21 protein-coding genes and 2 pseudogenes are annotated in these 24,990 nt (G+C 61.2%); 14 read left to right on the forward strand and 9 right to left on the reverse strand.

Annotation, left to right across the window (positions count from 1 at the left end; genetic code table 11):
- Window positions 1-329 precede the first annotated feature (329 nt).
- The 3 genes from LY631_RS19235 to LY631_RS19245 are packed head-to-tail and all read left to right on the forward strand — an operon-like array spanning window position 330 to window position 3,438.
- Window positions 330-1,541: an aspartate aminotransferase family protein gene (locus LY631_RS19235; protein ID WP_274427218.1), complete on the forward strand. Its 1,212-nt coding sequence runs from the start codon at window positions 330-332 to the stop codon at window positions 1,539-1,541.
- Window positions 1,538-2,452, forward strand: a complete 915-nt coding sequence (gene argF / locus LY631_RS19240) for an ornithine carbamoyltransferase (RefSeq protein WP_274427219.1) — start codon at window positions 1,538-1,540, stop codon at window positions 2,450-2,452. The genes LY631_RS19235 and argF overlap by 4 nt, the downstream gene beginning before the upstream one ends.
- The gene (locus LY631_RS19245; protein WP_274427220.1) at window positions 2,449-3,438 is read left to right on the forward strand and encodes an Hsp33 family molecular chaperone; all 990 of its coding nucleotides are present in this window, start codon (window positions 2,449-2,451) and stop codon (window positions 3,436-3,438) included. The genes argF and LY631_RS19245 overlap by 4 nt, the downstream gene beginning before the upstream one ends.
- Before the next feature lie 15 nt (window positions 3,439-3,453).
- Here LY631_RS19245 and apaG read toward each other — a convergent pair whose 3' ends face one another.
- Window positions 3,454-3,846 carry a Co2+/Mg2+ efflux protein ApaG gene (gene apaG / locus LY631_RS19250; RefSeq protein WP_274427221.1) on the reverse strand — a complete coding sequence of 131 codons (393 nt, stop codon included), beginning with the start codon at window positions 3,844-3,846 and terminating at the stop codon, window positions 3,454-3,456.
- Window positions 3,847-3,962: 116 nt separating this feature from the next.
- Here apaG and LY631_RS19255 point away from each other — a divergent pair, with 116 nt between their 5' ends.
- Together LY631_RS19255 and LY631_RS19260 are read left to right on the forward strand one after the other, a co-directional pair.
- Window positions 3,963-4,568 (forward strand): CDP-alcohol phosphatidyltransferase family protein, encoded by a 606-nt coding sequence (locus LY631_RS19255; RefSeq protein ID WP_274427222.1) that lies wholly within the window; start codon window positions 3,963-3,965, stop codon window positions 4,566-4,568.
- A gap of 101 nt (window positions 4,569-4,669) precedes the next feature.
- Window positions 4,670-8,152 carry a hybrid sensor histidine kinase/response regulator gene (locus LY631_RS19260; RefSeq protein WP_274427223.1) on the forward strand — a complete coding sequence of 1,161 codons (3,483 nt, stop codon included), beginning with the start codon at window positions 4,670-4,672 and terminating at the stop codon, window positions 8,150-8,152.
- Between the two features lies 1 nt (window position 8,153).
- Here LY631_RS19260 and LY631_RS19265 read toward each other — a convergent pair whose 3' ends face one another.
- Together LY631_RS19265 and LY631_RS19270 are read right to left on the reverse strand one after the other, a co-directional pair.
- Entirely contained in the window at window positions 8,154-8,837 is a 684-nt protein-coding gene (locus tag LY631_RS19265) for a response regulator (RefSeq protein ID WP_445082919.1), read from the reverse strand.
- A gap of 98 nt (window positions 8,838-8,935) precedes the next feature.
- Window positions 8,936-9,367: a hypothetical protein gene (locus LY631_RS19270; protein ID WP_274427224.1), complete on the reverse strand. Its 432-nt coding sequence runs from the start codon at window positions 9,365-9,367 to the stop codon at window positions 8,936-8,938.
- 130 nt (window positions 9,368-9,497) lie between these two features.
- On the opposite strand from LY631_RS19270, the gene LY631_RS19275 reads away from it, so the two are divergent.
- The gene (locus LY631_RS19275) at window positions 9,498-9,845 is read left to right on the forward strand and encodes a DUF952 domain-containing protein (protein ID WP_274427225.1); all 348 of its coding nucleotides are present in this window, start codon (window positions 9,498-9,500) and stop codon (window positions 9,843-9,845) included.
- Complete coding sequence (locus LY631_RS19280) at window positions 9,842-10,921, forward strand: quinone-dependent dihydroorotate dehydrogenase (protein ID WP_274427226.1); 1,080 nt, start codon at window positions 9,842-9,844, stop codon at window positions 10,919-10,921. The genes LY631_RS19275 and LY631_RS19280 overlap by 4 nt, the downstream gene beginning before the upstream one ends.
- A 3-nt stretch (window positions 10,922-10,924) precedes the next feature.
- Here LY631_RS19280 and LY631_RS19285 read toward each other — a convergent pair whose 3' ends face one another.
- Both LY631_RS19285 and LY631_RS19290 read right to left on the reverse strand, forming a co-directional pair.
- Window positions 10,925-12,187 (reverse strand): MATE family efflux transporter, encoded by a 1,263-nt coding sequence (locus LY631_RS19285; protein WP_274427251.1) that lies wholly within the window; start codon window positions 12,185-12,187, stop codon window positions 10,925-10,927.
- A gap of 157 nt (window positions 12,188-12,344) precedes the next feature.
- Window positions 12,345-12,608 carry a DUF6460 domain-containing protein gene (locus LY631_RS19290; protein ID WP_274427227.1) on the reverse strand — a complete coding sequence of 88 codons (264 nt, stop codon included), beginning with the start codon at window positions 12,606-12,608 and terminating at the stop codon, window positions 12,345-12,347.
- 236 nt (window positions 12,609-12,844) lie between these two features.
- On the opposite strand from LY631_RS19290, the gene LY631_RS19295 reads away from it, so the two are divergent.
- Both LY631_RS19295 and proC read left to right on the forward strand, forming a co-directional pair.
- A complete protein-coding gene (locus tag LY631_RS19295; protein WP_274427228.1) occupies window positions 12,845-13,093 on the forward strand; it encodes a hypothetical protein in 249 nt (82 codons plus the stop codon).
- Between the two features lie 23 nt (window positions 13,094-13,116).
- Complete coding sequence (gene proC / locus LY631_RS19300) at window positions 13,117-13,920, forward strand: pyrroline-5-carboxylate reductase (RefSeq protein ID WP_274427229.1); 804 nt, start codon at window positions 13,117-13,119, stop codon at window positions 13,918-13,920.
- A 96-nt stretch (window positions 13,921-14,016) separates the two neighbouring features.
- Here proC and LY631_RS19305 read toward each other — a convergent pair whose 3' ends face one another.
- Window positions 14,017-14,577 (reverse strand): LysR substrate-binding domain-containing protein, encoded by a 561-nt coding sequence (locus tag LY631_RS19305; RefSeq protein ID WP_274427230.1) that lies wholly within the window; start codon window positions 14,575-14,577, stop codon window positions 14,017-14,019.
- Window positions 14,502-14,912: a LysR family transcriptional regulator gene (locus tag LY631_RS19310; protein ID WP_338000450.1), complete on the reverse strand. Its 411-nt coding sequence runs from the start codon at window positions 14,910-14,912 to the stop codon at window positions 14,502-14,504. The genes LY631_RS19305 and LY631_RS19310 overlap by 76 nt, the downstream gene beginning before the upstream one ends.
- 69 nt (window positions 14,913-14,981) lie before the next feature.
- On the opposite strand from LY631_RS19310, the gene LY631_RS19315 reads away from it, so the two are divergent.
- The 5 genes and pseudogenes from LY631_RS19315 to LY631_RS19335 all read left to right on the forward strand — a co-directional run bounded on the left by LY631_RS19315 (window position 14,982) and on the right by LY631_RS19335 (window position 20,112).
- On the forward strand, window positions 14,982-15,803 hold the full coding sequence (locus LY631_RS19315; RefSeq protein ID WP_274427232.1) for a DMT family transporter: 822 nt from the start codon (window positions 14,982-14,984) through the stop codon (window positions 15,801-15,803).
- Between the two features lie 456 nt (window positions 15,804-16,259).
- A complete protein-coding gene (locus tag LY631_RS19320) occupies window positions 16,260-17,024 on the forward strand; it encodes an HpcH/HpaI aldolase family protein (protein ID WP_274427233.1) in 765 nt (254 codons plus the stop codon).
- 146 nt (window positions 17,025-17,170) lie between these two features.
- Window positions 17,171-18,886, forward strand: coding sequence for a cis-3-hydroxy-L-proline dehydratase (lhpI, locus tag LY631_RS19325; RefSeq protein ID WP_274427234.1), 1,716 nt, complete (start codon window positions 17,171-17,173; stop codon window positions 18,884-18,886).
- 36 nt (window positions 18,887-18,922) lie between these two features.
- Window positions 18,923-19,286 (forward strand): annotated as a pseudogene (locus LY631_RS19330) (carbohydrate ABC transporter permease); the annotation flags it as partial.
- A gap of 5 nt (window positions 19,287-19,291) precedes the next feature.
- A pseudogene (locus LY631_RS19335) lies at window positions 19,292-20,112 on the forward strand (carbohydrate ABC transporter permease).
- A 115-nt stretch (window positions 20,113-20,227) separates the two neighbouring features.
- On the opposite strand, the gene LY631_RS19340 reads toward LY631_RS19335, so the two are convergent.
- Together LY631_RS19340 and LY631_RS19345 are read right to left on the reverse strand one after the other, a co-directional pair.
- The gene (locus LY631_RS19340; RefSeq protein ID WP_274427235.1) at window positions 20,228-21,457 is read right to left on the reverse strand and encodes a glycerophosphodiester phosphodiesterase family protein; all 1,230 of its coding nucleotides are present in this window, start codon (window positions 21,455-21,457) and stop codon (window positions 20,228-20,230) included.
- A 374-nt stretch (window positions 21,458-21,831) separates the two neighbouring features.
- A complete protein-coding gene (locus LY631_RS19345; protein ID WP_274427236.1) occupies window positions 21,832-24,969 on the reverse strand; it encodes an efflux RND transporter permease subunit in 3,138 nt (1,045 codons plus the stop codon).
- Window positions 24,970-24,990: the final 21 nt, after the last annotated feature.

A 24,990-nucleotide genomic window follows, 5' to 3' on the forward strand; every position in this document is an offset into this window, starting at 1 on the left:
CAATCGGCGGAATCCCCCATCCTCCCCAGCTCGCATATGCGAGTAGGCACCACATCTGCTCGGGTAAAATGGTCCGCCGCACGAAATCTAGTCGTTACGCAGAGAAACTACCTTATTGGTTGACTCCGTGACAAGAGTCCGCCTTGCGCTACGAATCGCTTTTCCCCAACTTGACGCCAAACACCCTCCCGGCCACCATGTGCCGCTCGCGTTGACTTCGCGCCGGAAAAGCCTGATATAGAACATGTGCCGCCCTTGGGGCGGCATTTTGGTTTCATCGGCCGGCGGTTCCGCCGCCGGTTTCGCCAGTAATCCCGGAGAACGTGTCCATGAGCGGCTCAGCGCTTTACGATACCTATGCCCGCAATCCCCTTGCCTTCGAACGCGGCGAAGGCGTCTGGTTGATTGCGGAGGACGGCGAGCGATATCTGGACTTTGCCGCCGGGATCGCGGTCAACTCCCTGGGTCACGCCCATCCGCATCTGGTCGCCGCGCTGGTCGGCCAGGCCGGTAAGCTGTGGCACGTCTCCAACCTGTACGAGATACCCGGCCAGAGCCGCCTCGGCGAGCGTCTTGTCGAGAACAGCTTTGCCGACAAGGCATTCTTCACCAATTCCGGTGCCGAGGCGCTGGAATGTGCCATCAAGACGGCGCGGCGCTATCACTACGCCAAAGGCGCAGAAGAGCGCGTGCGCATCATCACCTTCGAGGGCGCTTTCCACGGGCGCACGATGGCGACGATCGCCGCCGGCGGCCAAAAGAAGTATCTTGAGGGTTTCGGCCCGAAGATGGAAGGCTTCGACCAGGTGCCTTTCGGTGATCTCAAGGCTGTTGAAGAAGCCGTTACGCCGGAAACGGCCGCCGTGCTCGTGGAGCCGATCCAGGGCGAAGGGGGTATTCGCGTGCTTTCCTCCAGCGTGCTGCGCCGCCTGCGAGAACTGTGCGACAAGCACGGGCTGCTGCTCGTCCTCGACGAGGTGCAAAGCGGCGTCGGGCGCACGGGCAAGCTGTTCGCCCATGAGTGGTCGGGGATCACACCGGATATCGCCGCAATCGCCAAAGGCATCGGCGGGGGCTTCCCCATGGGCGCGTGCCTGGCCACGGAGGAGGCGGCGAGCGGCATGGTGCCCGGCGTGCACGGCACCACATTTGGCGGTAACCCGCTGGCGATGGCGGTCGGTAACGCGGTCCTTGATATCTTGCTCGAAGAGGACTTTTTCGAAGCCGTCGCGCGGAAGGGACTTCAGCTGAAGCAGGGCCTGATGGCGCTGGCCGACCGCTATCCGGATGTCGTCGAGGAAATCCGCGGCGAAGGGCTGATGCTCGGTATCCGTTGCAAAGTTCCCAACACGGACCTTCAGAAGGCCATGCGTGAGGAAAAGATCCTCGGTGCGCCGGCCGGCGAAAATGTCGTGCGTCTGCTGCCGCCGCTGATCGTAAGCGAAGAGGAAATCAGCAACGCTCTGGAGCGGCTTGAAAGCGCCATGCGGGCGGTTTCACCCGGTACAGACGGGGCTGACGGAGAGGAAAAGGGATCATGAACGCACCGCGTCATTTTATAGATCTCTCGGCTGTTTCGGCGGCGGATCTGCGCGCCATGCTGGACGATGCGCGCACGCGCAAGGACCGTCTTAAGGGAGGAGCGAGCGAAAAGCCCTTTGCCGGAAAAGTGCTCGCCATGGTTTTCGACAAGCCCTCCACCCGCACGCGTGTCTCGTTCGATGTCGGCATGCGTCAGCTTGGCGGCGAGACCATCATGCTGACGGGCGCGGAAATGCAGCTTGGCCGCAGCGAAACCATCGCTGATACGGCGAAAGTGCTTTCGCGATACGTCGATATCATCATGATCCGGACCACCAGCCATGAAAGGCTGACGGAACTGGCCGAAAATGCCACGGTCCCAGTCATCAACGGGCTGACGGACGACACGCATCCCTGCCAGATCATGGCTGACGTGATGACCTTCGAGGAGCAGCGCGGCAGCGTGAAGGACAAGCTTTTTGCCTGGACCGGCGACGGCAACAACGTCCTGCATTCGCTCATCGAAGCCTCGGCCCGTTTCGAATTTCGCCTGAATATCGCTGTCCCGGTTGGCAGCGAGCCGCACGCACCCTATCTGGAGTGGGCTAAGGCCAACGGTGGCCGCGTGATGCTGACCCAGTCGCCGCAAGAGGCTGTGCGCGAAGCGGACTGCGTGGTCACCGACACCTGGGTTTCCATGGGCCAGGAGCACCGTGCACGCGGCCATAATGTGTTTCAACCTTATCAGGTCAACGAGGAACTGATGCGCCACGCGCGAAAAGACGCGCTTTTCATGCATTGCCTGCCCGCCCATCGCGGCGAGGAGGTGACCGACGCCGTGATCGACGGTCCGCATTCTGTTGTCTTTGACGAAGCGGAAAACCGGCTTCATGCGCAGAAGGCCATTCTCGCCTGGTGCCTGAATCCGTGAGCGAACGCGCTGCCAGACTCGGGGAGTTCGGCTTCGCCGGCGACGATCATGTCGTGCCGTTCGACGTCGACGCGCTGGATGTGCGCGGCCGCGCCGTCCAGGTCGGGACGATGCTCGACCGGATTCTTGCGCGCCACGACTACCCGGAGCCCGTCGCCCGGCTTCTGGCGGAAGTCGTCGTGCTTACGATCCTGCTCGGCAGCTCACTCAAGTTCGACGGCAAGTTCATCGTCCAGACCCGCTCCGAAGGGCCGGTGGACATGCTGGTCACGGATTTCTCGACGCCCGGTTCCGTGCGTGCCTATGCACGTTTCGACGAGGAGCGGCTGAACGAGGCGGTCGCCCGCGGCGAGAATGCGCCAGAACAGCTTCTCGGCGAAGGCGTTCTGGCACTGACCATCGATCAGGGACAATACATGCAGCGTTATCAAGGTGTCGTGCAACTCGACGGCTCGACGCTGGAGGATGTGGCGCGCACCTATTTCCGTCAGTCGGAGCAGATCCCGACGGAAGTTCGCCTCGGCGTGGCCAAAATGGTTGTTCCCGGCGAAAACGGAAACGAGGAGCGCTGGCGCGCCGGCGGCATTCTGCTTCAGTTCCTGCCCGCCTCGCCGGAACGCAGCCGCATGACCGATCTGCCGGGCGGCGACGGCGATGAAGACGATATCAATGGCGGCCATCCGGAGGACAACGCCTGGCAGGAAGCCCTGATGCTTCTTGGCACGGTCGAGGCGGACGAGCTTCTTGACCCGATGGTCGGTACCGAGCGGTTGCTATACCGACTCTTCCACGAGCAGGGCGTGCGCGTTTACGACGGCACGAATGTCGTCGAGGAGTGCTCCTGCTCGCGCGAGAAGATCAAGGCCATTCTCGACGGTTTTACTGCCGAGGAGATCGAGGAAAGCACGAAAGACGCGACCATTAGCGTCAGCTGCGAATTCTGCTCGACGGAATACGTTTTCGATCCGAACGAGTTCGAGAAATAATTATCTTCCTTGGTATTAGTTGATCGAGACCTGCTCGCCGGGAAAGTCGAGCGAGAAGGCCGGTATATCCACATCGAAAAGATTGCCCCGCTCGCTCTGTATTGTGTAGCGGCCGACCATGATCCCCGATGAGGTCTCCAGCGGGCAGCCGGAGGTATATTGATAGCTGTCGCCCGGTTCGAGCACCGGCTGCTCGCCCACCACACCTTCGCCCCGGATTTCCTGCATCCGGCCGATGCCGTCCGTGATGTGCCAATAGCGCGAGATAAGCTTCACGGTCTCGGCAGAGTTGTTGGCGATGGTCACCTGATAGGCCCAGACGAAGCGGTTTTCCTCCGGGTCCGAGTGATCCGACAGGAAGAAGGGTTCGACGCTCACCTCGATATCGTGAGTGACGGCTCGGTACATCTGCACACTCCGGACCGACGCCTGCGCGGCTCGTTCTCTGACGACATTGTGACAGGTCATATGTGTCCCGCGGCGGTATAGATCAATCCGAATCTGCACGAAACGGGAGTATCCACGTGATCGACGGATGGGGACGGAAGACGCTGGAACCGCTGCTCGTCAGCCTCGCGCGCTGGCTTGCCTCCGCCGGCATCTCGGCAAACGCCGTGTCCATTGCGGGTCTGGCCCTGGGGGTCGGCGCCGGCGCAGCCATTGCAACTGGCCACTTCTGGCTGGCGCTCGTGCTCGTTCTTTTAAGCCGGCTTGGTGACGGGCTGGACGGTGCGGTGGCGCGCATCACGGGCGGGACGGATCTTGGCGGCTATCTCGATATCGTCTTCGACTTCTTCTATTATGGCGCGGTGCCGCTTGGCTTCGTTCTTTACGATCCCGGCGCCAATGGGATAGCCGGCGCCGTCATCCTCTTCGCCTTCTATGTCAACGGTGCAAGCTTCCTCGCCTTTGCGGCCGTGGCGGAAAAGCGCGGCATGTCGACCGACGCGCGAGGCGAAAAATCCTTCTTTTTCACCACCGGCCTTGCGGAGGCAGGCGAAACGCTGATCTTCTTTCTGCTCGCATGTATTCTCCCGGACCAGTTTCCGGTACTCGCTTATATATTTGCCGCACTGACACTCTACACCGCGACCGCGCGCGTGCTGCTTGCCGCGCGGATCTTTCGCTAAGCGGAGAAAACGCGTCTTCCGCTACCGGCCAGACCAAAGAAGCATTGCATTCAGTGCCTCGGCCGTGCTTGGCTCTCGCTAAGGGAGGATGAGGCTCTACGGTGCAAGGGTGGGTCATAGCAATCATCGCGATTGGCTATGTGACGCTGCTTTTCGCGATCGCAAGCCATGGTGACCGGCGCGCCGCCATTCGTGGGAAGGGCGCGTCGCGACCGTTCATCTATGCGTTAAGTCTGGCGATCTATTGTACCTCGTGGACGTTTTTCGGCTCGGTCGGGCTCGCTTCCGAACGTGCCTTCGAGTTTCTGACCATCTATATCGGGCCAGTGCTCGTCTTCCTCTTCGGGCACAGGCTGCTGGCGCGCATCGTCCAGTTGGCGAAGAGCGAAAAGATCACCTCCATCGCGGACTTCCTGGCCGCCCGCTACGGCAAGAGCTTCGCGGTGGCATCGGTCGCCACGCTGATCGCCACTTGTGGTACCGTCCCTTATATCGCTTTGCAATTGAAGGCGATTTCGGACTCGGTCGGCCTCATGGTGGAGCACTACAATGGAGCGCCGCCCAGGATCGATTTCGTCTTCGGTGACATTTCGCTTCTGATCGCAACGCTTCTGGCACTGTTCGCCGTGCTCTTTGGAACGCGCCATGCGGATGCAACGGAACATCAGGACGGTTTAGTCCTCGCCGTCGCCGTAGAATCGGTCATCAAGCTGGCCGCGTTCCTGGCCATCGGTGTTGCTGTCACCTTCGTGCTTTTCGGCAGTCCGATTGCGCTGATGGAGCGCGTCGCCAGCGAACCACAGGTCATCAAGGCGCTGAGCGAGCCGACCCCGCTCGGCACGTGGATCGTCGCAACCATGCTCAGCGCCTGCGCCGTCATCATGCTGCCGCGGCAGTTCTATGTCACCTTCGTGGAAAACAAGGGGCCGGACGAACTGAAGAAGGCAGTGTGGCTCTTCCCTCTCTATCTCGTCCTGATCAACCTCTTCGTGATCCCGATCACTTTCGCCGGGCTCCACCTCGTCGGCGATCGCACCAACGCCGATCTTTATGTTCTGGCGGTGCCTCTGCTTTCCGGGCACGAGACGTTGGCCATGTTCGCGTTTATCGGCGGGCTCTCTGCGGCGACGGCCATGGTGATTGTCGCCAGCGTGGCGCTTTCCATCATGATTTCGAACGACCTCGTCATTCCGCTCTTCGTACGTCGCCTCCTGCGCCCGGACTATCGAGAGCGGGAGGACTGGTCGGCCGTCATCCTCAACATCCGTCGCGCCGCGATTTTCCTTATCCTGTTCGTCGCGTTTCTCTACTACCGGGGCATCACCGGAAATACGCGGCTGGCATCCATCGGGCTGATCTCCTTTGCAGCCATCGCGCAGTTCGGTCCGGCATTTTTCGGCGGACTCATCTGGCGCGGTGCGAACAGCCGCGGCGCGCTTTTGGGTATGTGCGCCGGCTTCACGGCCTGGGGCTATACGCTCCTGTTCCCCTCCCTCGCACCACCGGGTATGCCGCTCGTCACTGAAGGACCGTTCGGCATAGAGGCGCTGCGTCCGCAGGCGCTGTTCGGCACAGAGGCCGAGCCGCTCAATCATGGTGTTCTATGGAGCCTGTCCATCAATCTGCTTTTCTTCGTTCTTGGATCGCTCTCGCGCACGGCGACCCCGCTGGAGCGAATACAGGCCTCGATCTTCGTCCCGCGTGAAACCGCCCCCATGCCGAGTCTGCGCCGTTTCCGCCCTGCTGTCACCGTCGACGAACTGAAGGACACAATCTCGCGCTATCTCGGTGTGGAGCGGACGGAGCGATCCTTTCTGCGTTTCGAGGCGGAACATGACACACACCTGAGCGGTGGCGAACAGGCCAGCATGGCCGTCATACGGTTTTCTGAACAGCTCCTCGCGAGCGCGGTCGGCTCATCCTCGGCACGCCTCATTCTCTCTTTGCTGTTCCAACGCAGCGACAGCTCGCCGCGCGAAGCGATGAAGCTGCTCGATGACGCCTCCATGGCGCTGCAGCACAATCGCGGCCTGTTGCAGACGGCACTGGACCAGATGGAAGAAGGCATCACCGTTTTCGACAATGATTTCCGCCTGACCTGTTGGAACCAGCAGTTCCGCAAGCTTTTCGACTTGCCGGATTCGATGGGGCAGGTGGGTGTCTCGCTCGGGCAGATCGTCAACCACCTGATCGCCTGCGGCAGTCTCAGCCATGAGGCGGAGGCGACGCTGCTCGACCGCTTGAGCTCCTTCAACACGCCCTGGGAACTGCGGCTGGAGAACAGCGGACGCATTCTCGAGATACGCTCAAATCCGATGCCCGGCGGCGGCATCGTCACCACCTACACGGATATCACCGCGCGGGTGGAAGCGGATATGGCGCTGAAACGTGCTAACGAGACGCTGGAGCAGCGCGTCGCCGACCGCACGGCGGAGCTGGTGCGGCTGAATGCCGAACTGGCGCAGGCGCAGAAGCTGGCCGAGGAAGCGAACGTCAGCAAGACGCAGTTCCTGGCCGGCGCCGGGCACGACATTCTCCAGCCCTTGAATGCCGCCCGGCTCTATTGCGCTCCGTTGCGGGAAAAGGCGGATGAAGGTGAAATGAGCGATCTCGTCGGCAATATCGAATCATCGCTCGATTCGGTGGAAACGATTCTCGGCGCTGTACTGGATATCTCCCGGCTGGATACAGGTGTGCTGAAGCCTTCGGAAAGTGTGTTCCGGCTGGACAGGCTCTTGCAGCAGATAGCCACCGATTTCGAACCGCTTGCGGCGAAGAAGAACTTGCGGCTCGCCATCGTCCCTTCCTCGATCGCGGTGAAGACGGATCGCAATCTCTTCCGCCGACTGGTGCAGAATCTGGTCTCCAATGCGATCAAATACACGCGTAACGGCCGTATTCTGGTCGGCGCACGCCGGCGCGGGGAACTTGTCGAGCTTCAGGTGTTCGACACGGGGATCGGTATTGCCGGCGACAAGCTCGACGCCGTCTTTCGCGAATTCACCCGGCTGGACGAAGGCGCGCGCGAGGCGCAGGGTCTCGGCCTCGGGCTCTCTATCGTCGATCGCATTGCGCGGGTCCTACGGCTGGAACTGCGCCTGAATTCGGAGCCGGGCCGGGGAACGCGTTTTTCAAGCCTTCTGCCGATCAGCACCGCGCCCGTTGAGCTCTCGGAGAAGGGAGCACCCGTTCCGGCACCGTCCCAAGTCATGGTCAATGATCTCGATGTCCTTTGCATTGACAATGATCAGCAGGTTCTTGACGGCATGCGCCTGCTGCTTGAGGGCTGGGGCTGTGGTGTTCGCACCTTGCTCAGCGCTCCCGTTCCGGACCTTCTGCAAAAACCGCCGGATATCGTTCTGGTGGATTATCACCTGGATCGAGACAACGGCCTTAAAGCGGTGGAGCAACTGCGGCGTGCCTGGCGTGCGGATCTCCCGGCCGTCCTGATCACCGCCGACAGATCGAATGAAATCCGCGCGGCGGCGAATGCGATGGATATCGCCGTTTTGTATAAACCGGTGAAACCCGCAGCCCTGCGCGCGCTGATGATGCGCCACCGGCAGGTACTGGCGGCGGAATAGCTCAGACCTCCTCCGTCAACGGGTCCGTGCCGATGCGCGATAGGCGGATGACAGCCTGCGTGCGGCTGTCCACGCCAAGCTTGTGCAAAATGGCGGAGACATGCGCCTTGATGGTCGCTTCCGAGACGTTCAATTCGTAGGCGATCTGCTTGTTGAGCAAGCCTTCGGCGAGCATGGATAAAACCCGCGTCTGCTGGGGCGTCAACGTGCAGATTCGCGCGATGAGATCGGAGATCTCCGGGTCTCTTTCCTCGCCGAGCTCCACTTCGGCGGGCACGTAGATCTCGCCCGCGAGCACGGTTCGGACTGCCTCGCGCAACTCATCCATGCGCAATGACTTGGAGATGAAACCCGACGCACCGAGCTCCAGCGCGCGGCGTATGTTTTGCGGCTCGTCATACGCGGAGACGACAACGATGGGTATCGCGGGGTTGAGCGCGCGGAGGGCCACAAGGCCGGACAGGCCGCTGCCCCCCGGCATTGCAAGATCGAGCAGTACGAGATCGATATCGGCGTCCTTGGCAACCAATGCCTTGACGCCCTCGAAATCGCCTGTCTCCAGAATTGTGCTGTCGCCAAGCTCCCCCAGCGCCTGTTGCAAGGCGCCACGGAAAAGCGGATGGTCGTCAGCGACCACGAAGCGGTAGCCCGGCAAAATTTCCTCCCCTATCGCCCACGAGCCCATCTTATTCTCCCTGGCCCGGGGCTGCCAAGGATTATGCGGGGATTGCGCAGCTTTGCAAGTTCCTGCGCTGGCGCTTCTCTTTGGAGGGGCTGCGGGCCTCAGGTCCGGTCCGGCTGCTCGGTCCCGCCGTTCTGCAGCGGCTCTTCTTGTTCCTGTTCGAAACCCTGAACCATATCCATGAAACGGCGGAAGAAGCGCTCCATCATCCCCATGGCTTGTTCGAATTCCTGCTCGACCGAAAGATCTGCCGCGGTGTCTCCCTCCAGTGCGTCCACACGCTCCTCGAGCCTTGACACCCGCTCGCGCAAGTTCCCGTTTTCGTTTTCAAGCGCTTGCTGCTCTTCCGCGGCCGACTGGCAGACAAGCTCGCCGGATTGCTCGCGGCAAAGAGACATTGTCCCCGTCTCGGTATCCATCCGCACATAGCCGTTCTCGGTCCGCTCCAGGCGAAAACGGTCCTCGGCTGGCGCCTGGGTGAGAAGAAGAGGCGTCACACAGAGGCCCGCTATCGCCGCAATCATCGTTCGCATTGGATCGACTCCTAAGATCATTGGCGTGCAGTTAACGCAAAAATGCGCCGCAATTGAGTTTCGAGATAAAACGCACGTGGCCAAATACCAAGCCCTTTCGCTGCCAGCCGGTTCGGATTATAGCGCGGGTATGGCAAATTTGATTTACAAGATCTCACCCGCTGACGAATGGCGGAAAGCCGAAGAAAGTGGCCTCTATGAGGGTGCTGCGATCGACCTGGCTGACGGCTACATCCATTTTTCCACCGCCGCGCAGGTGCGTGAAACCGCGGCCAAGCATTTCGCTGGCAAGGACAACCTCGTGCTGGTGGCTGTGGACGCAAAACGCCTCGGGCCGGCGTTGAGGTATGAGATCTCGCGCGGCGATCAGCCGTTCCCGCATCTTTATGCGCCCCTTTCGCTCGAAGCGGTGGTGTGGGTGAAGGATCTGCCGCTTGGACCGGAGGGCGATCACCTCTTTCCGCCGCTCGACGCATGAAGCGCCTGCTGGACACAATATCCCGGCCCTTCCTGTTCGCGCTGGATCCTGAGCGCGCGCACGCGCTTTCCATCGCCGCCTTGAAATCAGGCGTTCCGCTTTGCCCCGCGCCAAGTGCGCGGCCGCGGCTTGCCGTGGAGATCGCCGGACTTCACTTTCCCAATCCGCTCGGCATGGCCGCGGGCTTCGACAAGAACGCGGAAGTTCCCGATGCGCTTCTGAGCCTCGGTTTCGGTTTTGCCGAATGCGGAACGGTGACCCCGAAACCACAGTCCGGCAATCCGAAGCCGCGCATCTTCCGCCTTCCCGACGATCGCGCGGTCATCAACCGGCTGGGCTTCAACAATGAAGGCCATGAAGCCGCGCTGCGACGGCTTTCTGCCCGCGCCGGCAGGGGCGGCATCGTCGGTATCAACATCGGCGCCAATCGCGACAGCCCCGACCGCATGGCCGATTACGAGGAAGGCGTGAAGACATTCGCTCCCCTGGCCTCGTATCTTGCTGTCAACATTTCCTCGCCGAACACAACAGGCTTGCGTGCTTTGCAAGGCCGTGAAAGCCTGGCGGAGCTTCTCGATCGGGTGATGCAAGCACGCGCGGCAACCGAGAGCGAGGTCCCCGTTTTCCTGAAGATTGCGCCCGATCTCTCGGAGGAGGAACTGTCCGATATTGCCGGAGAGCTTACCGCAAAGGGGATGGACGGGCTGATCGTCTCAAACACGACGCTGGCGCGGGAAGGCCTGCAGAGCACGGCGGCGCGGGAGACCGGCGGCCTTTCGGGAACGCCGCTGTTCGAGCGCTCGACCATTGTGCTTGCCAAGATGCGTCAACTCCTCGGCCCAGCCTTTCCCATCATCGGCGTGGGCGGCGTGAACTCGGCCGAGACCGCAATTGAGAAGATCCGCGCAGGCGCCGACCTCGTGCAGCTTTACACCGGCATGATTTACGAGGGGCCGGGGCTGCCCGCGCGCATTATTGAGGCTTTGGACAGTCACATGGCGGCCGAAGGGCGGGCATCCATCACTGAATTGCGTGACCGTCACCTGGACAAATGGGCCGCCCGCCCGCTCGGCTGAAAATCAGCCAAAGGTCGCGCGCATGCGCCGTGGCAGGATGAAAAGCAGGCTTAAGCCCCGCATGATCAGAAAAATGTGGATGGCGGCCCAGAGGCCGTGATTGCCCAGCGCATTGCCGAACACGGCGACCCACAGGATGAAAACGGCCAGCGAAAGCAGCATCATGTTGCGCATATCACGCGACCACGTTGCGCCGATATAGATCCCATCCATCTGGAAAGCCAGCACGCCGCTGACCGCTGTCAGCGCGGCCCAGGGCAAGAAAACCGATGCCAGCGAGCGCACCTCCGGCGCGGTGGTTACGAAGTTGATGAAGAGGCCTCCAAAGGCAAGGAAAACGAGGCTGGCGAGAAAGGCGAGGACAAAACCCCACAGCGCGGTCAGCCAAATTGTTCTGCGGAAGGCTGGCTCATAGCGTGCGCCCACGGCGCGGCCGGCAAGTTGCTCCGCGGCCGTGGCAAAGCCGTCCAGGAAATACCCTGAGACGAAGAAGAAATTCATCAGAACCGCATTGGCGGCGAGCGTCACGGTCCCGAGCTGCGCACCTTGGCGGGTGAAGAGCGCAAAGGCGGCCAGCAGCGAAAAGGAGCGGATCATGATATCGCCGTTGAGCATCACCATACGTATGATCGCCGACAGATTGAAGACTTGCGCCAATCGCGGCCGCTTACCGCTGGAAAAGCGAGGCGCCAGGATGATCAGCGCTGCAATAACGCCGAGGAACTCACCGCCGACCGTCCCCCAGGCAACGCCTTCAAGTCCCCAACCCCAATGGAGTCCGAACAGGATGGAAAGGGCGATGTTGCTGCCGTTGAGTAACGCCTGGAGCAGGAGGCCGAGCCCGCCTTCGCCGCGCCCGAGCACATAACCGAGAATGGAGAAATTGGTAAGCGTGAGCGGCGCGGCCATCATGCGGATGCCGATATAGGTCATCATTGCCTCGGCAACGTCCGGCTCCGGATTGATGAACCAGATACCGAGGGCGGCCACCATCGGCGTCAGCAGAATGAGCATAAGCCCCACCGAAACCGCAGCGATAAGGGAGCGCAAAAATGTGGCCTGCTCTTCCCGCACGTCGCTCCGCCCGAGTGCCTGCGCAACCAGCCCAGTCGTGCTGGAGCGGAGCGCATTGAACGTGTTGAACACGACGTCGAAAACGATCGCGCCTGCCGCAAGCCCGCCCAGAAGCGCGGCATCGCCGAACTGCCCCACGACCGCGGTGTCGGTGATCCCCAGAAGCGGCGTCGTCAGATAGGCAAGCGTCATCGGCACGGCGATGGCGAAAACACGCCGGTTCGTTACCTCGAACGGCAGGACCGCAGCTTTTTCCGATGTAACGTGATCCACAGAATGACCCCGGACGGTGCTATGCGCTCGCCGTGTGCTTTCTTCACATGCCGTCCGCAAAGCGGCCAGCAGGAGGCTATCGCCTGTAGCTGAGAATGCGCGAAATGACGAATATCGGCACCACGATCACCGCGCCGATCAGAATGTAGTTGATGAAATCCGATACGGCGGCAAAACCGGTGTGCCATAGATGCAGCACCATATCCCGGACACCGCTGAGAAGATCCCATGGCGTCCAGTGGAAAACGCTCATGATGAAGCCGACGATGAGTGATATGACAACAAGCTTCACAAGCACGCGAAGCGGCGTATCGCCCAGAAATCTAGTCAATGCCGACACGTCTTCATCCCTTCGAGGCCATCGTTCCGCAACGCAAATATGCGTTCGACGGGTATGACGCAAGTTTGCGCATGGTGTGACCGCATTTCTGCACCGCGGGAATTTCGACCTCTTTTGCTTGGACGAATCGCGGAATCATCTACACCATGCTATTTCCTGTGATGCGTGAATGTGCGATCGGGGTTCCGCCTGTACGGTGGCGGAGGGGTGGCCCCAGCTTCAACAAGGGACCGGAGATGAACGAACAATACGATACCTATGCCGTCGCGATCATCATCGTGTTCGGCGCGCTGGTCATCGGTGGCCTGATGGCTGCTGCGATGGCTTTCGGTGAGCGGGATGCTTTCTTCTTTGCGCTGGGAGCGGCGACCGCCGCTTGGATTTCCGGGCATGCGGTGTTCTTTGACCGCCCTCGTACATTCATCATACTCGTCGTGGTGGCCACGCTGATGGCAATCGGCTCGACGCTGGTGCTGGCATTTTAGCCGCGAAAAGCGAGGACGCAGGTATGGGCAAGCGCGTTATTCTGGTTGGCTGCGGAAATATGGGCTACGCCATGCTGCGTGGCTGGCTCGATACTGGCAAGCTCGCGCCGGGTGACCTCACGGTTGTCGAGCCGAATGAGGCTCTGCGCGAACGGTCTGACGGTCATGGCGTAAAGGCGGTGGAGAGCGTGGATGCGGTGGATGGCGCCGATCTCGTCATCTTCGCCGTAAAGCCGCAGGTGATGCGCTCCGTCCTGCCTGCCTATCGCCGCTTCGCGGAGAATGCCGCCTTCTGCAGCGTGGCGGCAGGGATTGGCGTGGCGGTATTCACGGATATTCTGGGACCGCAGGCGGCCGTAATCCGCTGCATGCCGAACACGCCGGCCGCCATCGGCAAGGGCATGATGGTCACTTTCTCGAACGAGCATGTGACAGCCGAAACGGAAACGTTTGTACAGGATCTTTTGTCGGCCAGCGGCAAGGTCGCCACGGTGGATGACGAAAGCCTGATGGATGCCGTCACCGCGGTTTCCGGCTCCGGCCCGGCCTACGTCTTCCACTTTATAGAATGTCTGACGGACGCCGCGGAGAAGGCCGGCCTGCCGAGCGAAACAGCCCGGCTTCTCGCCACGCAGACGGTCTATGGCGCCGCCTGCCTGACACGGGAGAGCGGCGAGGACCCCGGCAAGCTGCGCGAACAGGTGACGAGCCCCAACGGGACCACTGCCGCCGCGCTTGACGTCCTCATGGGCGACGGCAGGCTGAGGGAGTTGATGAGTGAGGCCGTAACAGCAGCGAAGAAGCGGTCCGTCGAGTTAGGGTCGTAGAGGCAGGTGGCCGCGATGGAAGCGGCCGGCTGCTATATCTGCATTCGTGATGCAGGCATCGACGCCACAAGCTGTTGAGGCGCTAGTCCTGTCCGTTCAACTCCTGCCGCAGCCAATCGAGAAGCGCTTGAGTTTCGGCGTGATTGCCCCGTCGTGCGCCGCGAAAGACCGAAATTTCCGTGGGCCGTCGAACTGTCTCCTCGAAGCGCGGATTAGCTTGCCTTCGTCGATCAGGCCGGTGACAGTGCGCCGCCAGCCTAAAGCAATGCCCTGTCCGGCGACTGCTGCCTGAAGGACCAGGGGGAAGCTGTCGAAGTGAACGATGCGCGCGTCCTGCGGCAAGCGCCAACCTATCGCATCGAACCATTCCGGCCAGTCCATCCAGTCCTGCGGCAAGACCCTGTGGGACAGCAGTAAAAACGCAGAGAGGTCGGCCGGCGGGATCGGCCGCGGCATTTCGGCCAGCAATCCTGGAGCGCAAACCGGAAAGACTTCGTCGGATGCTGTGAAGACTAGGCGTGCTGCACCAGACGGACGGCCTGTCGTCTGGATCGCGACGTCGAAAGCTTCCGGCGTTTGGGTCAGCGGCGCAAGTGCGCTGACGACCCGAACCTCGATGTCCGGATGCTGTTCGTGAAAGCGGGAGAGTCGCGGCATGAGCCAGTAAAAGCTTCGCAGAGCTGACAGTGAAGCACCAGTCCGCCGGGCAGGTCCGCGCCGCGCAGGTGGGCGGCCTCGGTCGCGATGTCGGCGAGCGCGGCACTAACGATGCGGCCGAACCGACGGCCTTCCTCGGTCAGGAACACGGCGCGGTTGCGCCGATCAAAGAGCGCCGTGCCGAGATCGCGTTCGAGCGCCGCGACCTGTTTGCTCACTGCTGTCTGGGTTAAACCCAACTCGGCCGCAGCCATAGTGAAGCTTTCCAGCCGTGCGGCGGCCTCGAAAGGTCTAAGGCGGGACAGAGGTGGCAAAGCTCGTGCGAAATCATCCATGCCATATACTCATGCATCAAAGACGATAATACACTTTTATAGGAGGTATTGGATTGCATTCTATCCCTTATGGAATGGAAACCCTCACTATCGAGTATGCTTGGCCGCCGCGGCCAGGGCATCGTCGCCATCATAGTCGCGGTGTTCCTGCTGTCGCTGTCTGATGCACTCGTGAAGAGTGCGGGGGATCGCCTCGGCTTAGGACAGATTGTCTTTCTGCGGTCGGCATTCGCGGCACTGCTAATTTCAGGCGGTGTCGTCGTTTTCCTGGGAGTGGAGCGGCTGCGCTTGCGACGACCCTTCTGGGTATGGGCGCGCAGTCTGAGTCTAACGGCCATGTGGCTTTGTTACTACGCTTCCCTACCGCCGATGTCTTTCGCCCTGGCCGCTGCCTGTTACTATACGTCGCCTGCGTGGATGGCCCTCCTGTCGCGCTTCGTTCTGGGCGAACCTGTCGGCGGCCAGCGCTGGTTCGCTATCCTGCTGGCGCTCGGAGGTGTCGTGCTGGCCGTCAATCCGACGGCCGGGACCATATCGGCCGTGGTGGCCCTCCCGTTGACCGCGGCGTTTCTCTACGCGCTGGCGGCGATCATCACGTGGAGCCGATGCCAAAACGAGACGTCACTATCGATGGCGTTGAATCTAAACGTTACTCTCGCGATCGCCGGAGGCATCGCTATCTTAGGTCTGGCTCTGTTTCCATCCGCCGATGCAGAAACCTTTGTGCTATCAGTCTGGCCCGGCATCACGCCGCAGGACTGGCTACTCGTCGGCATCCTCGGCGTTGTTCTTGCGGTTATCGCCACATACAGGCTTATCGACTGGCCCCCTCTCCGGTCGTCGGCGTATTTGACAATGCGTATCTTCTCTTTGCTGCCATGTGGAGCGTGATCTTCTTCGGCGAGACCCCGAGCACTCGGGAAGCGGCCGGGATGGTACTGATCGCTGCCGGGGCCCTTTTGACGGCGCAACGGTTCCGTCCGGCTTCAGAGCCTGAATCTAAAGCCCGTGCGCGCAACAACTTTTAGGTCAGGCTCTCAGTGGATCGGCATCTTCAAGCCAGTTGTCATCTCGGTTTCAGAAGGTTTCAGCCGATCGCGATCAAACGCAACCAGCGACCGCATTCAGCATGAGTGGTCACCATATGCCGCGCCGATCTCCCTTGCCGCTTCCTTTGTCAGTTCCCACGGGTGATCGGGCCGATGAAGAGCGCCGGCCGGTCCTCCACTTTGCCGAAGGAGGTGACAACAGGCGTCTCTAGTGGCAGACGATAAAGGTGCGGGACGACGGATCCACGAGGCGAAAACCGCTTCTGATCAAAATAGCAAATGGCTGAGGGAGATATCTATGGAGCTACCAAAGAACACGTTCAAGCGCGACCTGTCCCGCACCCCGCCGATGATCGGGACATGGAGCATGAGCGCAAGCCCCGTCATGGCCGAGGCTCTCGGCTGTTGCGGCTATGATTTCGTCGTACTCGACATGGAGCACACGCCAAACGACGTCCCACAGGCACTGTCGGTTCTTCAGGCGCTCGCCGGCACGCCCGCCGCCTGCCTCACACGTCTGCCATGGAACGACGCCGTCACCGTCAAGCGAATTCTTGATTGCGGCGCCCAAAGCCTGATGTTTCCCTTCATCGAGTCGGTTGAGGCTGCGAAGGCTGCGGTTGCCGCGACGCGCTATCCACCGCGCGGCATTCGCGGAGCCGCCGGCATGAGCCGTGCCTCGCGTTTCGGCGCTGTTGAGAATTATTTCAGCCGTGCCGAGGAGGAGATTTGCGTCACGCTCCAAGTCGAGACGGTGGAGGCATTGAAATGTCTGCCGGATATCGCCGCAGTCGAAGGGGTGGACTCGCTGTTCATCGGTCCGAGCGATATTTCCGCAAGCCTCGGGCTGATCGGCCAGATCGGCCACGAAACGGTGCAGGAGACGCTTGTCGACGCGGCGAAAGCCTGCCGTGCGGCCGGCAAGCCCTGCGGCATTCTCGTATCCGATGCCGCCATGGCCCGGCGCATGATCGAGGCCGGCTATTCCTGGATTTCGATAGGCTCGGATCTTACGATGGCTACGAGCCGAGCGCGCGAAACTTTGGTTCAGTTGCGCGATTGAGCGGTGCACTTTCTCCGCGAAGGACGACGGATATGTGAGCGCGGCTGTGCTGCTTTGACGGAAGCAGCTTTTGGCAGCGGTGCCTTGCGCGTGAAACCCGCACATGACAAAGCTCGCGGGTAAATCGCTTGCGGAGAGCGTGGCTCGTGGAACGCGTCAGTCGCGGAAAATCGTTGGTCGAGGGCGAGTCCGAGGGGGATTTGCTGTGCGCCGAGGTGGGCCTCAGCTTCTGGGGCGGCGTCGATCCGGCGACCGGCATCATCATCGATCGGCATCATCCCCTACACGGCGAGTGCCTCGCCGGCCGTGTCCTCGCGATTCCGAGTGGGCGTGGCTCGTGCTCCGGGAGCGGCGTTCTGCTGGAACTGATCCTGAATGGGCATGCGCCGGCGGCGGTCGTTGTATGCGAGCGCGAGCAGATCCTGACCTTGGGGGCCCTTGTAGCGGAGTTGGTGTTCGATCGGTCGATACCCGTTCTGCAAGTCGAGCGGAAGGTATTTGCCCACATCGGTGCGTTTAGGCACGCCAGGGTGGGGAAAGATAGTCTTCAGCTTTTCGGCGAGCCACCACACGATGGCTGGAAGGCGGCATCCGGGCGACCGGTGCGCGACGAGAATACGACGGTGCGGCTGGATGCGGAGGATCAAGCTCTGCTCTCCGGGCAGCATGGAACGGCGGCGCAGTTCGCCATGCGCTTGTTGCTGCGAATGGCGGCACTTCAGGAGGCGGAAAGCTTCATAGGTGTATCCCAGGTTCATATCGATGGCTGCGTCTATACTGGACCCGCGAGTCTGCGTTTCGCGCAATGGCTGGTCGGTAGACAAGCGCGATTGCGCGTTCCGACCACGCTCAACTCTATCTCCGTGGACAAGCGCCGATGGCACGCGCAAGGCGTGGGCGAGGACTTCGCGGTTCCGGCGACCCAGCTTGCAGACGCCTACCTCGCCATGGGTGCCCAACCCAGCTTCACATGCGCTCCATATTTGCTTGCGAGCGCTCCCGGATTTGCAGAGCAGGTTGGTTGGGCGGAGTCGAATGCCGTCGTCTACGCCAACAGCGTCATCGGGGCGCGGTCGATGAAGTATCCGGACTACCTGGACATCTGCATCGCCTTGACAGGGCGCGCGCCAATGGCGGGATGCCATCTTGATGCCGGGAGGCGCGCAACGCTCGTTCTTGAGGCCGAAATGCCGGAAGGAGTCGACGATATCTTCTGGCCGCTGCTTGGCTATTGCTGCGGGTCTGTCTGCGGCAGTGAGATTCCTTTGATCCGAGGACTCGAGACGAGTGAGGCCGGGCCTGACGAGTTGAAGGCGTTCGGTGCAGCCTTCGCCACGGTGGCGGCTGCCCCCATGTTCCACATTGCGGGAATTACGCCCGAAGCGGACGGGCAGGAGGCGGAACGTCGACTGTGCGTTGACCTGGAGGAACTACGTCGTGCTTGGCGGGATCTGAATACGGCCACCTCGCCGGAGGTCGAGCTTGTCGCTTTGGGTAATCCCCATTTTTCCCTCAACGAATGCGCCCGGTTGGCCACGCTGGTGCGTGGAAGAACCAAATCGCCGGACGTTGCGGTGGTCGTGACCTGCGGCCGGGCCATCTACGAAGCCGCCGTCCAGGCTGGACATGTTGAAGTCGCTGAAGCCTTCGGCGTTCAGTTCGTTACCGACACATGCTGGTGCATGCTTGATGAGCCAGTGGTCCCGGGGACCGTCAAAACGCTGATGACCAACTCCGGGAAGTATGCGCATTATGCACCGGGTCTCATCGGGCGCGGCGTTCGGATCGGCAGCCTTCTTGCTTGCGTAGAAGCAGCTTGCAGCGGCAAGTCCCCGGAGCAACCGCCGGCTTGGTTGTGCTAGCAGGACCGTGAAAGTAGCTCCCCGCCTCCGCTGCGACACGTGCTGCTCTTCATCGCGGGCCTGCGCAACATTCCGCAGGCTCTACGAAGCTGCGGCTCTCGACGGTGCAACCAAGACGCAGCAATTCTTTCGCGTCACCTGGCCACTTCTGTGGCCCGTCACAACGCTCGTCCTGACGCTGCAGCTCATCCTGCAACTGAATCTCTTCGACCAGGTCTATCTGATGAGTGGAGGTGGGCCGTTCAACTCCTCCTACGTTCTGCTCCTGCAGGTCTATCGTGAAGCTTTTCAACTCGATCGAGGCGGCTATGCGTCGGCTATCGCGGTCGTATTTTTCGTTCTGATCGTGGTTGTCTCGGTCCTCCAGTTTCAGGTACTCAGGCTGGGAGCGCGGCGATGAGCACGATGCGGCAGATCGAGAGCTGGGTTCTCACGGCTATAACCATTATTGGGGCCGCGCTTTGGATTTCCCGCTCTACTGGTCCTTTGTCACTTCGATCCGCAGCGAGGACAGAGTTGTTAGCGACGAAGCCGGTCTTATTCCGGACGAGTTCAACTTCGCATCCTATGTGGATGTGATCTTCAATACCAAGCTGCTGAACTGGTACCTGAATTCAATCGTCACTTCATTCATCATAACATTCGTGGTGATTGTATCGGGGATGATGTGCGCTTACGCGATTTCCCAGATGCGGTTCCCGGGGCGGCGCATCCTTTATGGTGTCGTGCTGGCGAGCTTCATGGTTCCCACTCAGGCGCTCGTGGTTACACAGTTTATCCTCATGAACAGCCTGGGCCTGATCAACACCTGGGCGGGTATCATTCTGCCGCAGCTCATCGTCCCTGTGGTGATTATCGTCTACAAGCAGTTCTTCGATGCAGTGCCGAGGGAAATGCGCGAAGCCGTGGTGCTTGATGGTGGGGGGGAGTACGCGCTTTTGTTCCGGATATATCTGCCGCTCAACTGGGGCATCACAACCGCGCTTGCCATCATTACCTTCATCATGGCCTGGAACCAGTTCCTGTGGCCCTTCCTCGTCGTGACGACGGAAGACATGATGACCATTCCGGTCGGCATAACTCAGGTCAATGACGCGTTCGGTGTCTTCTATGCGCGGCTGATGTCGGTCGCCCTCTTGGGAGCAATGCCGGTTGCGATCGCCTATCTGATTTTCCAGAAAAGAGTTACCGAAGCCGTGATGCTGTCATCGGGCGTGAAGGGATAATATAAAACCAGGCGCAGGCCCTCTTCTAATGGAAGGGCCTGCTGCCGAGTTCGAACGCCTGCAATCGACCTAGCGTTAAAGACGATGACAGATAACTGAACCGAGGGTCAGTCCTTTACTCGAGCCCCATGCAGCTCGCGTAATAGCTCACCGTCGCCGGCCAGTCGCTGAAGACGCCGACGACGCCCACATCCTGCGCGAGCACATTCAGTACTTCATAGTAGTCGCCACCGCCGTCGATTGCATCGGTGATCGTGTGGAAATACCAACCGCCGCCATCTGTCAGGGGTCCAGAGCGTTCCAGCGTCCAGGTTATGATGTCGATATCGGCCTCGTTCAGGGCAGTCGCGAGCTGCGAGGGGATGATTTCGCCGTTCTCGTCCAGGGTCAGCAGGAATGGGATTGCCGGGGCTACATAGTTCACGCCTTCGGCCTTCAACTCCGCAGGTTCGAACCCCCATGTCTCTGGATCCATCCCGTCCAGACCTTCAATGCTGCTGTCGTCGATCAGGTAAACCGCCTGGGCACCAAACTCCGGTTCATTGGCGATCCAGTAGCGCACATCGGCGATGTCGAAGCTCTGCGGCCAGACGTCCGACGGCGGAACATCGGCCTCCTTGTACTCGTCAATCAGCTTCTGGGCGTAGTCCTCCCGGCTGAAACCATCGAAAGGCATGTCGACGACCGGCGTCTTGAGCTCGGGGGTGAATTTTACGCCGAGCGACTGGAACAGCTCGATCGATTCCTTGTGGGTCATCAGCGTTGCCGGCTCGATCGCGTAGAGATCGGTGCGCCAGGCGGCGGTGCCGTTCTGATAGGCCTCGGGCGTGGTCGCGCCGTCGTCTGCGCTGTCCATCTTCGGGGTCAGGGTACGGAACTCGGCCAGCGTCAGGTCCGAGGCCCGGCATTCAGCGCTCGCCGCAGTATCGCCCGAGGCAGGCGAGAATGGCGTCGTACACTTATCTGCCAGATCGGTAACCAGAATGTTCGTCGTCGTGTGCAGGTCGTTCTGTGCGTGGCGGCAGACCAGTTCCTTGTCGGCCGTAAAGGTTACATCGCATTCGAGAATGCCCGCACCCTGTTGTGCCGCAGCGGTGTTTGATTCAACCGTGTGCTCGGGGAACATGAGGGGCGCACCGCGATGACCGATCGAAAATTGCGTCTGGCCCACCGGCTGGCCGGCGCAGGACAGGAGCTCCTCCTTCAGAGGGCCGTCATCCATTCTGTCGATCAGATAAAGCGGGCGGACGCCGGTCTCGACGACGGTACCGTCCTCAGCGACGGCGAGAGCGGTGGAGACTAGGGCAAGCGCCAGGCCGGCGGTCAGCGTCTTGATACAGGACATTGGAAACCTCCATCGCTTAATCGGGGCGCGTTATCGCGGTAACAGGTGAATAATAGCACGACAGTGACAAGCACATGACCTCGACTGTGCAAAAATAACCCTCCAACGATTTGCCCTCTAGCGGGACCATGTTGACGGCATAGGACTCACCCTTCTCCGGCGGGTCCGCTGCGGCCAATGAGGGCCGCAAGCCGCGCCGCACGAGCTCGTTTCAATGACTTGCGGCTGCAGCACGCCATCACATAGGGACAGCCTTCGCGTACTTTTCCGTGTCGGTCCGATCACGGCGAGATCGCTGCCTACTGGTGCAAGGTTGGTCTTGTTGATGACGAGCAGGTCTGAGCGCGTGCACTTTCTTGAGGCGGTCTCAAGCATTAGTGCACGGGAGCGGCATCCGGAACGACAGGACCTTTGATGTGTTCGCCTGTGTGCCGTTGGAGAGGGCCGACGCCATCTTCCTTTTCCTTGCTCGCGGTACCGATGCGGATGCGGAAGAACAGCGCGTAGAACACCGGCACGGCGATGAGGGTGAGCAGGGTGGCGAAGGCGAGACCGCCCATGATGGTCACCGCCATGGAAGCGAAGAAGGCGTCGGACAGAAGCGGGATCATGCCGAGCACAGTGGTGACGGCGGCCAGAAAGACGGGCCGCAGGCGGCTGACGCTGCCATTCACCACGGCCGCCTCGGGCGCGATACCCGAGGCGATCTGCGCATCGATCTCGTCGACCAGAACGATGCCGTTCTTCATCAGCATGCCTGACAGGCTCAAAAGGCCCAGCAGCGCGGTGAAGCTGAACGGCAAACCGGTGAACAGGAGGCCGGCGACCACGCCGCACACGGCCATGGGAACCACGAGCCAGATGATCAGCGGCTGGCGGATCTTGCCGAACAGCAGGACGGAGATAACCAACATGACGAGGAAGCTGAGCGGCAGCTGTCTGCCCAGCGACTCCTGCGCATCGCGCGAATTCTCGTATTCTCCGCCCCATTCGAGTTGGTAGCCAGGTGGCAAGGACATAGCCTCGATCGATGTGCGGACGCTGTTCAGAGCATCCGTCGGCGTCAGGTCGGCTATCGGCTCGGCCTGCACCGTGAGCGTGCGCTCCCGGTTGCGGCGGCGGATCAGCACCTCCTGAGGCTCCGTCCCGAAGCTGCTGACGACTTGGGTGATCGGCACGTAGGCATTCTCGCCCGAGCTCCACACGAGCCGGTCTTGCAGGCGCCCCACATCGAGCCGCTCCTCGGCCGGCGGGCGCGCCACGATGGGGATCGCCCGGTCGCTCTCACGATAGGTGCCGGCCTGGACGCCGGTTGTGGCGAAGGCGAGCGTCTCGGCCACATCGGTACGGCTGATGCCGGAAATGCGCGCGCGCTCCTCGTTGATCTCGGGCGCGATGACAAGTTCGCGCTGACGCCAATTGTGACGGATGTCCGTGAGCGTGCCGCTGTTGTGCATGAGAGCGATGGCTTCGTCGGCGAGGCGGCGCAGCACGGCCGGGTCGTTGCCCGAGAAACGCGCTTCCACCTTAGCTCCGCCGCCGGGGCCGAAGATCAACCGCTCTGTGCGGATCTCGGCATTTGGGTACCGCTGTCCCAGTTCCTCGCGCAACTCGGCAGCCAGCGCGTCGATCTGGCTGCGATCCTCCATCTCTACGATGAACTGGCCATAGGCCGTATTGGGCTGCTCGGGAGCATAGGTGAGCATGAAGCGGCTGGCGCCGCGGCCGATGAAGGTGGCAACGGCCGTCACACCGGCCTTGTCCTTGATGATCTCCTCGATATCGCCCATGTCGCGCGCCGTGGCGCGGATGTCGGAGCCCTGCGGCAGGATGTAGTTGACGTAGAAGAGCGGCGTGTTGGAATCGGGAAAGAACTGCTGCTTCACCAGGCCGAAACCGTAGAAGGAAGCGCCTGTCAGAAGGATGAGCACGATAACAGTGAGTCCGCGCAGGCGCAGGGCCCCGCGCAGGAAAGCGCGGTAGGTGCCGTAGATCGGGCCGCGATAGGGGTCGTTGTCGGCCGAGCCCGCTGCGGTCTTCAACAGGTAGTTACCGAACAGAGGCGTCACCGTTATGGCGAGCACCCAACTCAAGAGCAGCGATATGCCGATGACGGCAAAGAGCGAGAAGAGGAACTCGCCCGTCGCGTCCGGCGAGAGGCCGATGCCGGCAAAGGCCATGATGCCGATGACGGTGGCGCCCAGAAGCGGGATCTGCGTGCGCCGGGCCGCGTCGTCAGCGGCCGTCTCGGCGTTCATGCCTCTCTGCATGTTGATGAGCATGCCTTCGGCAATCACGATGGCGTTGTCGACCAGCATGCCCATGGCAATGATGAGCGCGCCAAGAGAGATGCGCTCCATTTCGATGCCGAAGACGGCCATGAAGAACACTGTGCCGAGCACCGTCAGAAGCAGCGTGACGCCGACGACGATGCCGACGCGCCAGCCCATGAAGATGCACAGCACGCCAATGACGATGGCGACCGACATGGCCAGGTTTACCATGAAATCGTTGATCGCCTGGTCCACCACCACATGCTGCTGGTAGATAGGATTGATCTCGACACCAAGCGGAATGCGCGAGGAAAGGTCGGCGAGCTTTGCATCCACGCCCTGGCCAACCTCCACGATGTTGGCGTCGGCCACGCCGGCGATGGCAAGTGTGAAGGCCTCCTGGCCGTTGAAGCGGATCAGTTCGTCCGGCACTTCGGTGGGCGCACGGACGACTTTGGCCACGTCGAGCAGGCTGATCTGCTCGGTCGTGCCGGGCCGGCCGACCCTGAGTGCCTCGATCGCCGCCACCGAATCGAAGGAGGGCTGCATGGAGATGCGTACGTGACGGTCGCCGATCCGGACCGCGCCGGCATTCTCCACCGCATTTTCGCTCTGGATGGTGGAAAGCACCTGCGAGATGGGGATGCCGAAACGGGCAAGGCGCTCGTTGGAAATCTCGATATAGATGGTTTCGGTCGGCTCGCCGGCGGTCGTTACCTTCGCCACATTTGGCACAGTCAGAAGCTCGCGGCGCAGGAAGGTGGCGACCTCGCGCTTGTCGGCGTCGGAAAAACCCGGTGCGGTGACGGCGTAGAAAAGGCCGAAAACATCGCCGAAGTCGTCATTGACAGTTGAGGGGCCGGCACCGTCCGGCAGTAAGCTCTGGGCATCGTTGATCTTGCGCCTGAGCTCGTCCCATATCTGCGGGATTTCGGAGCCGTCGTAGGTCGACTTTATCTCCACCTCGAGCTGGGAGGTGCCGGGCGTCGATTTCGAGGTCACGAAATCGAGCTGCGGCATCTGCTGGACGGCCGACTCGAGAGCCTCGGTGACCTCCTGCTCGACCTCCTCGGCCGTGGCGCCGGGGTAAGGCGTGACGATGACAGCCTGCTTGATGGTGAAGGCGGGGTCCTCCAAGCGGCCGACGCTGCTCAGGCCCCAGAGCCCGCCCAAAAGGCAGAGGAGAACGATCATCCAGGTATAGATCGGGCGTGCGATCGCGAGACGCGCAATGTTCATGGCGTGAAACTTTCAATAATA

This window comes from Chelativorans sp. YIM 93263 (assembly GCF_028767125.1).
Lineage (GTDB): Bacteria > Pseudomonadota > Alphaproteobacteria > Rhizobiales > Rhizobiaceae > Chelativorans.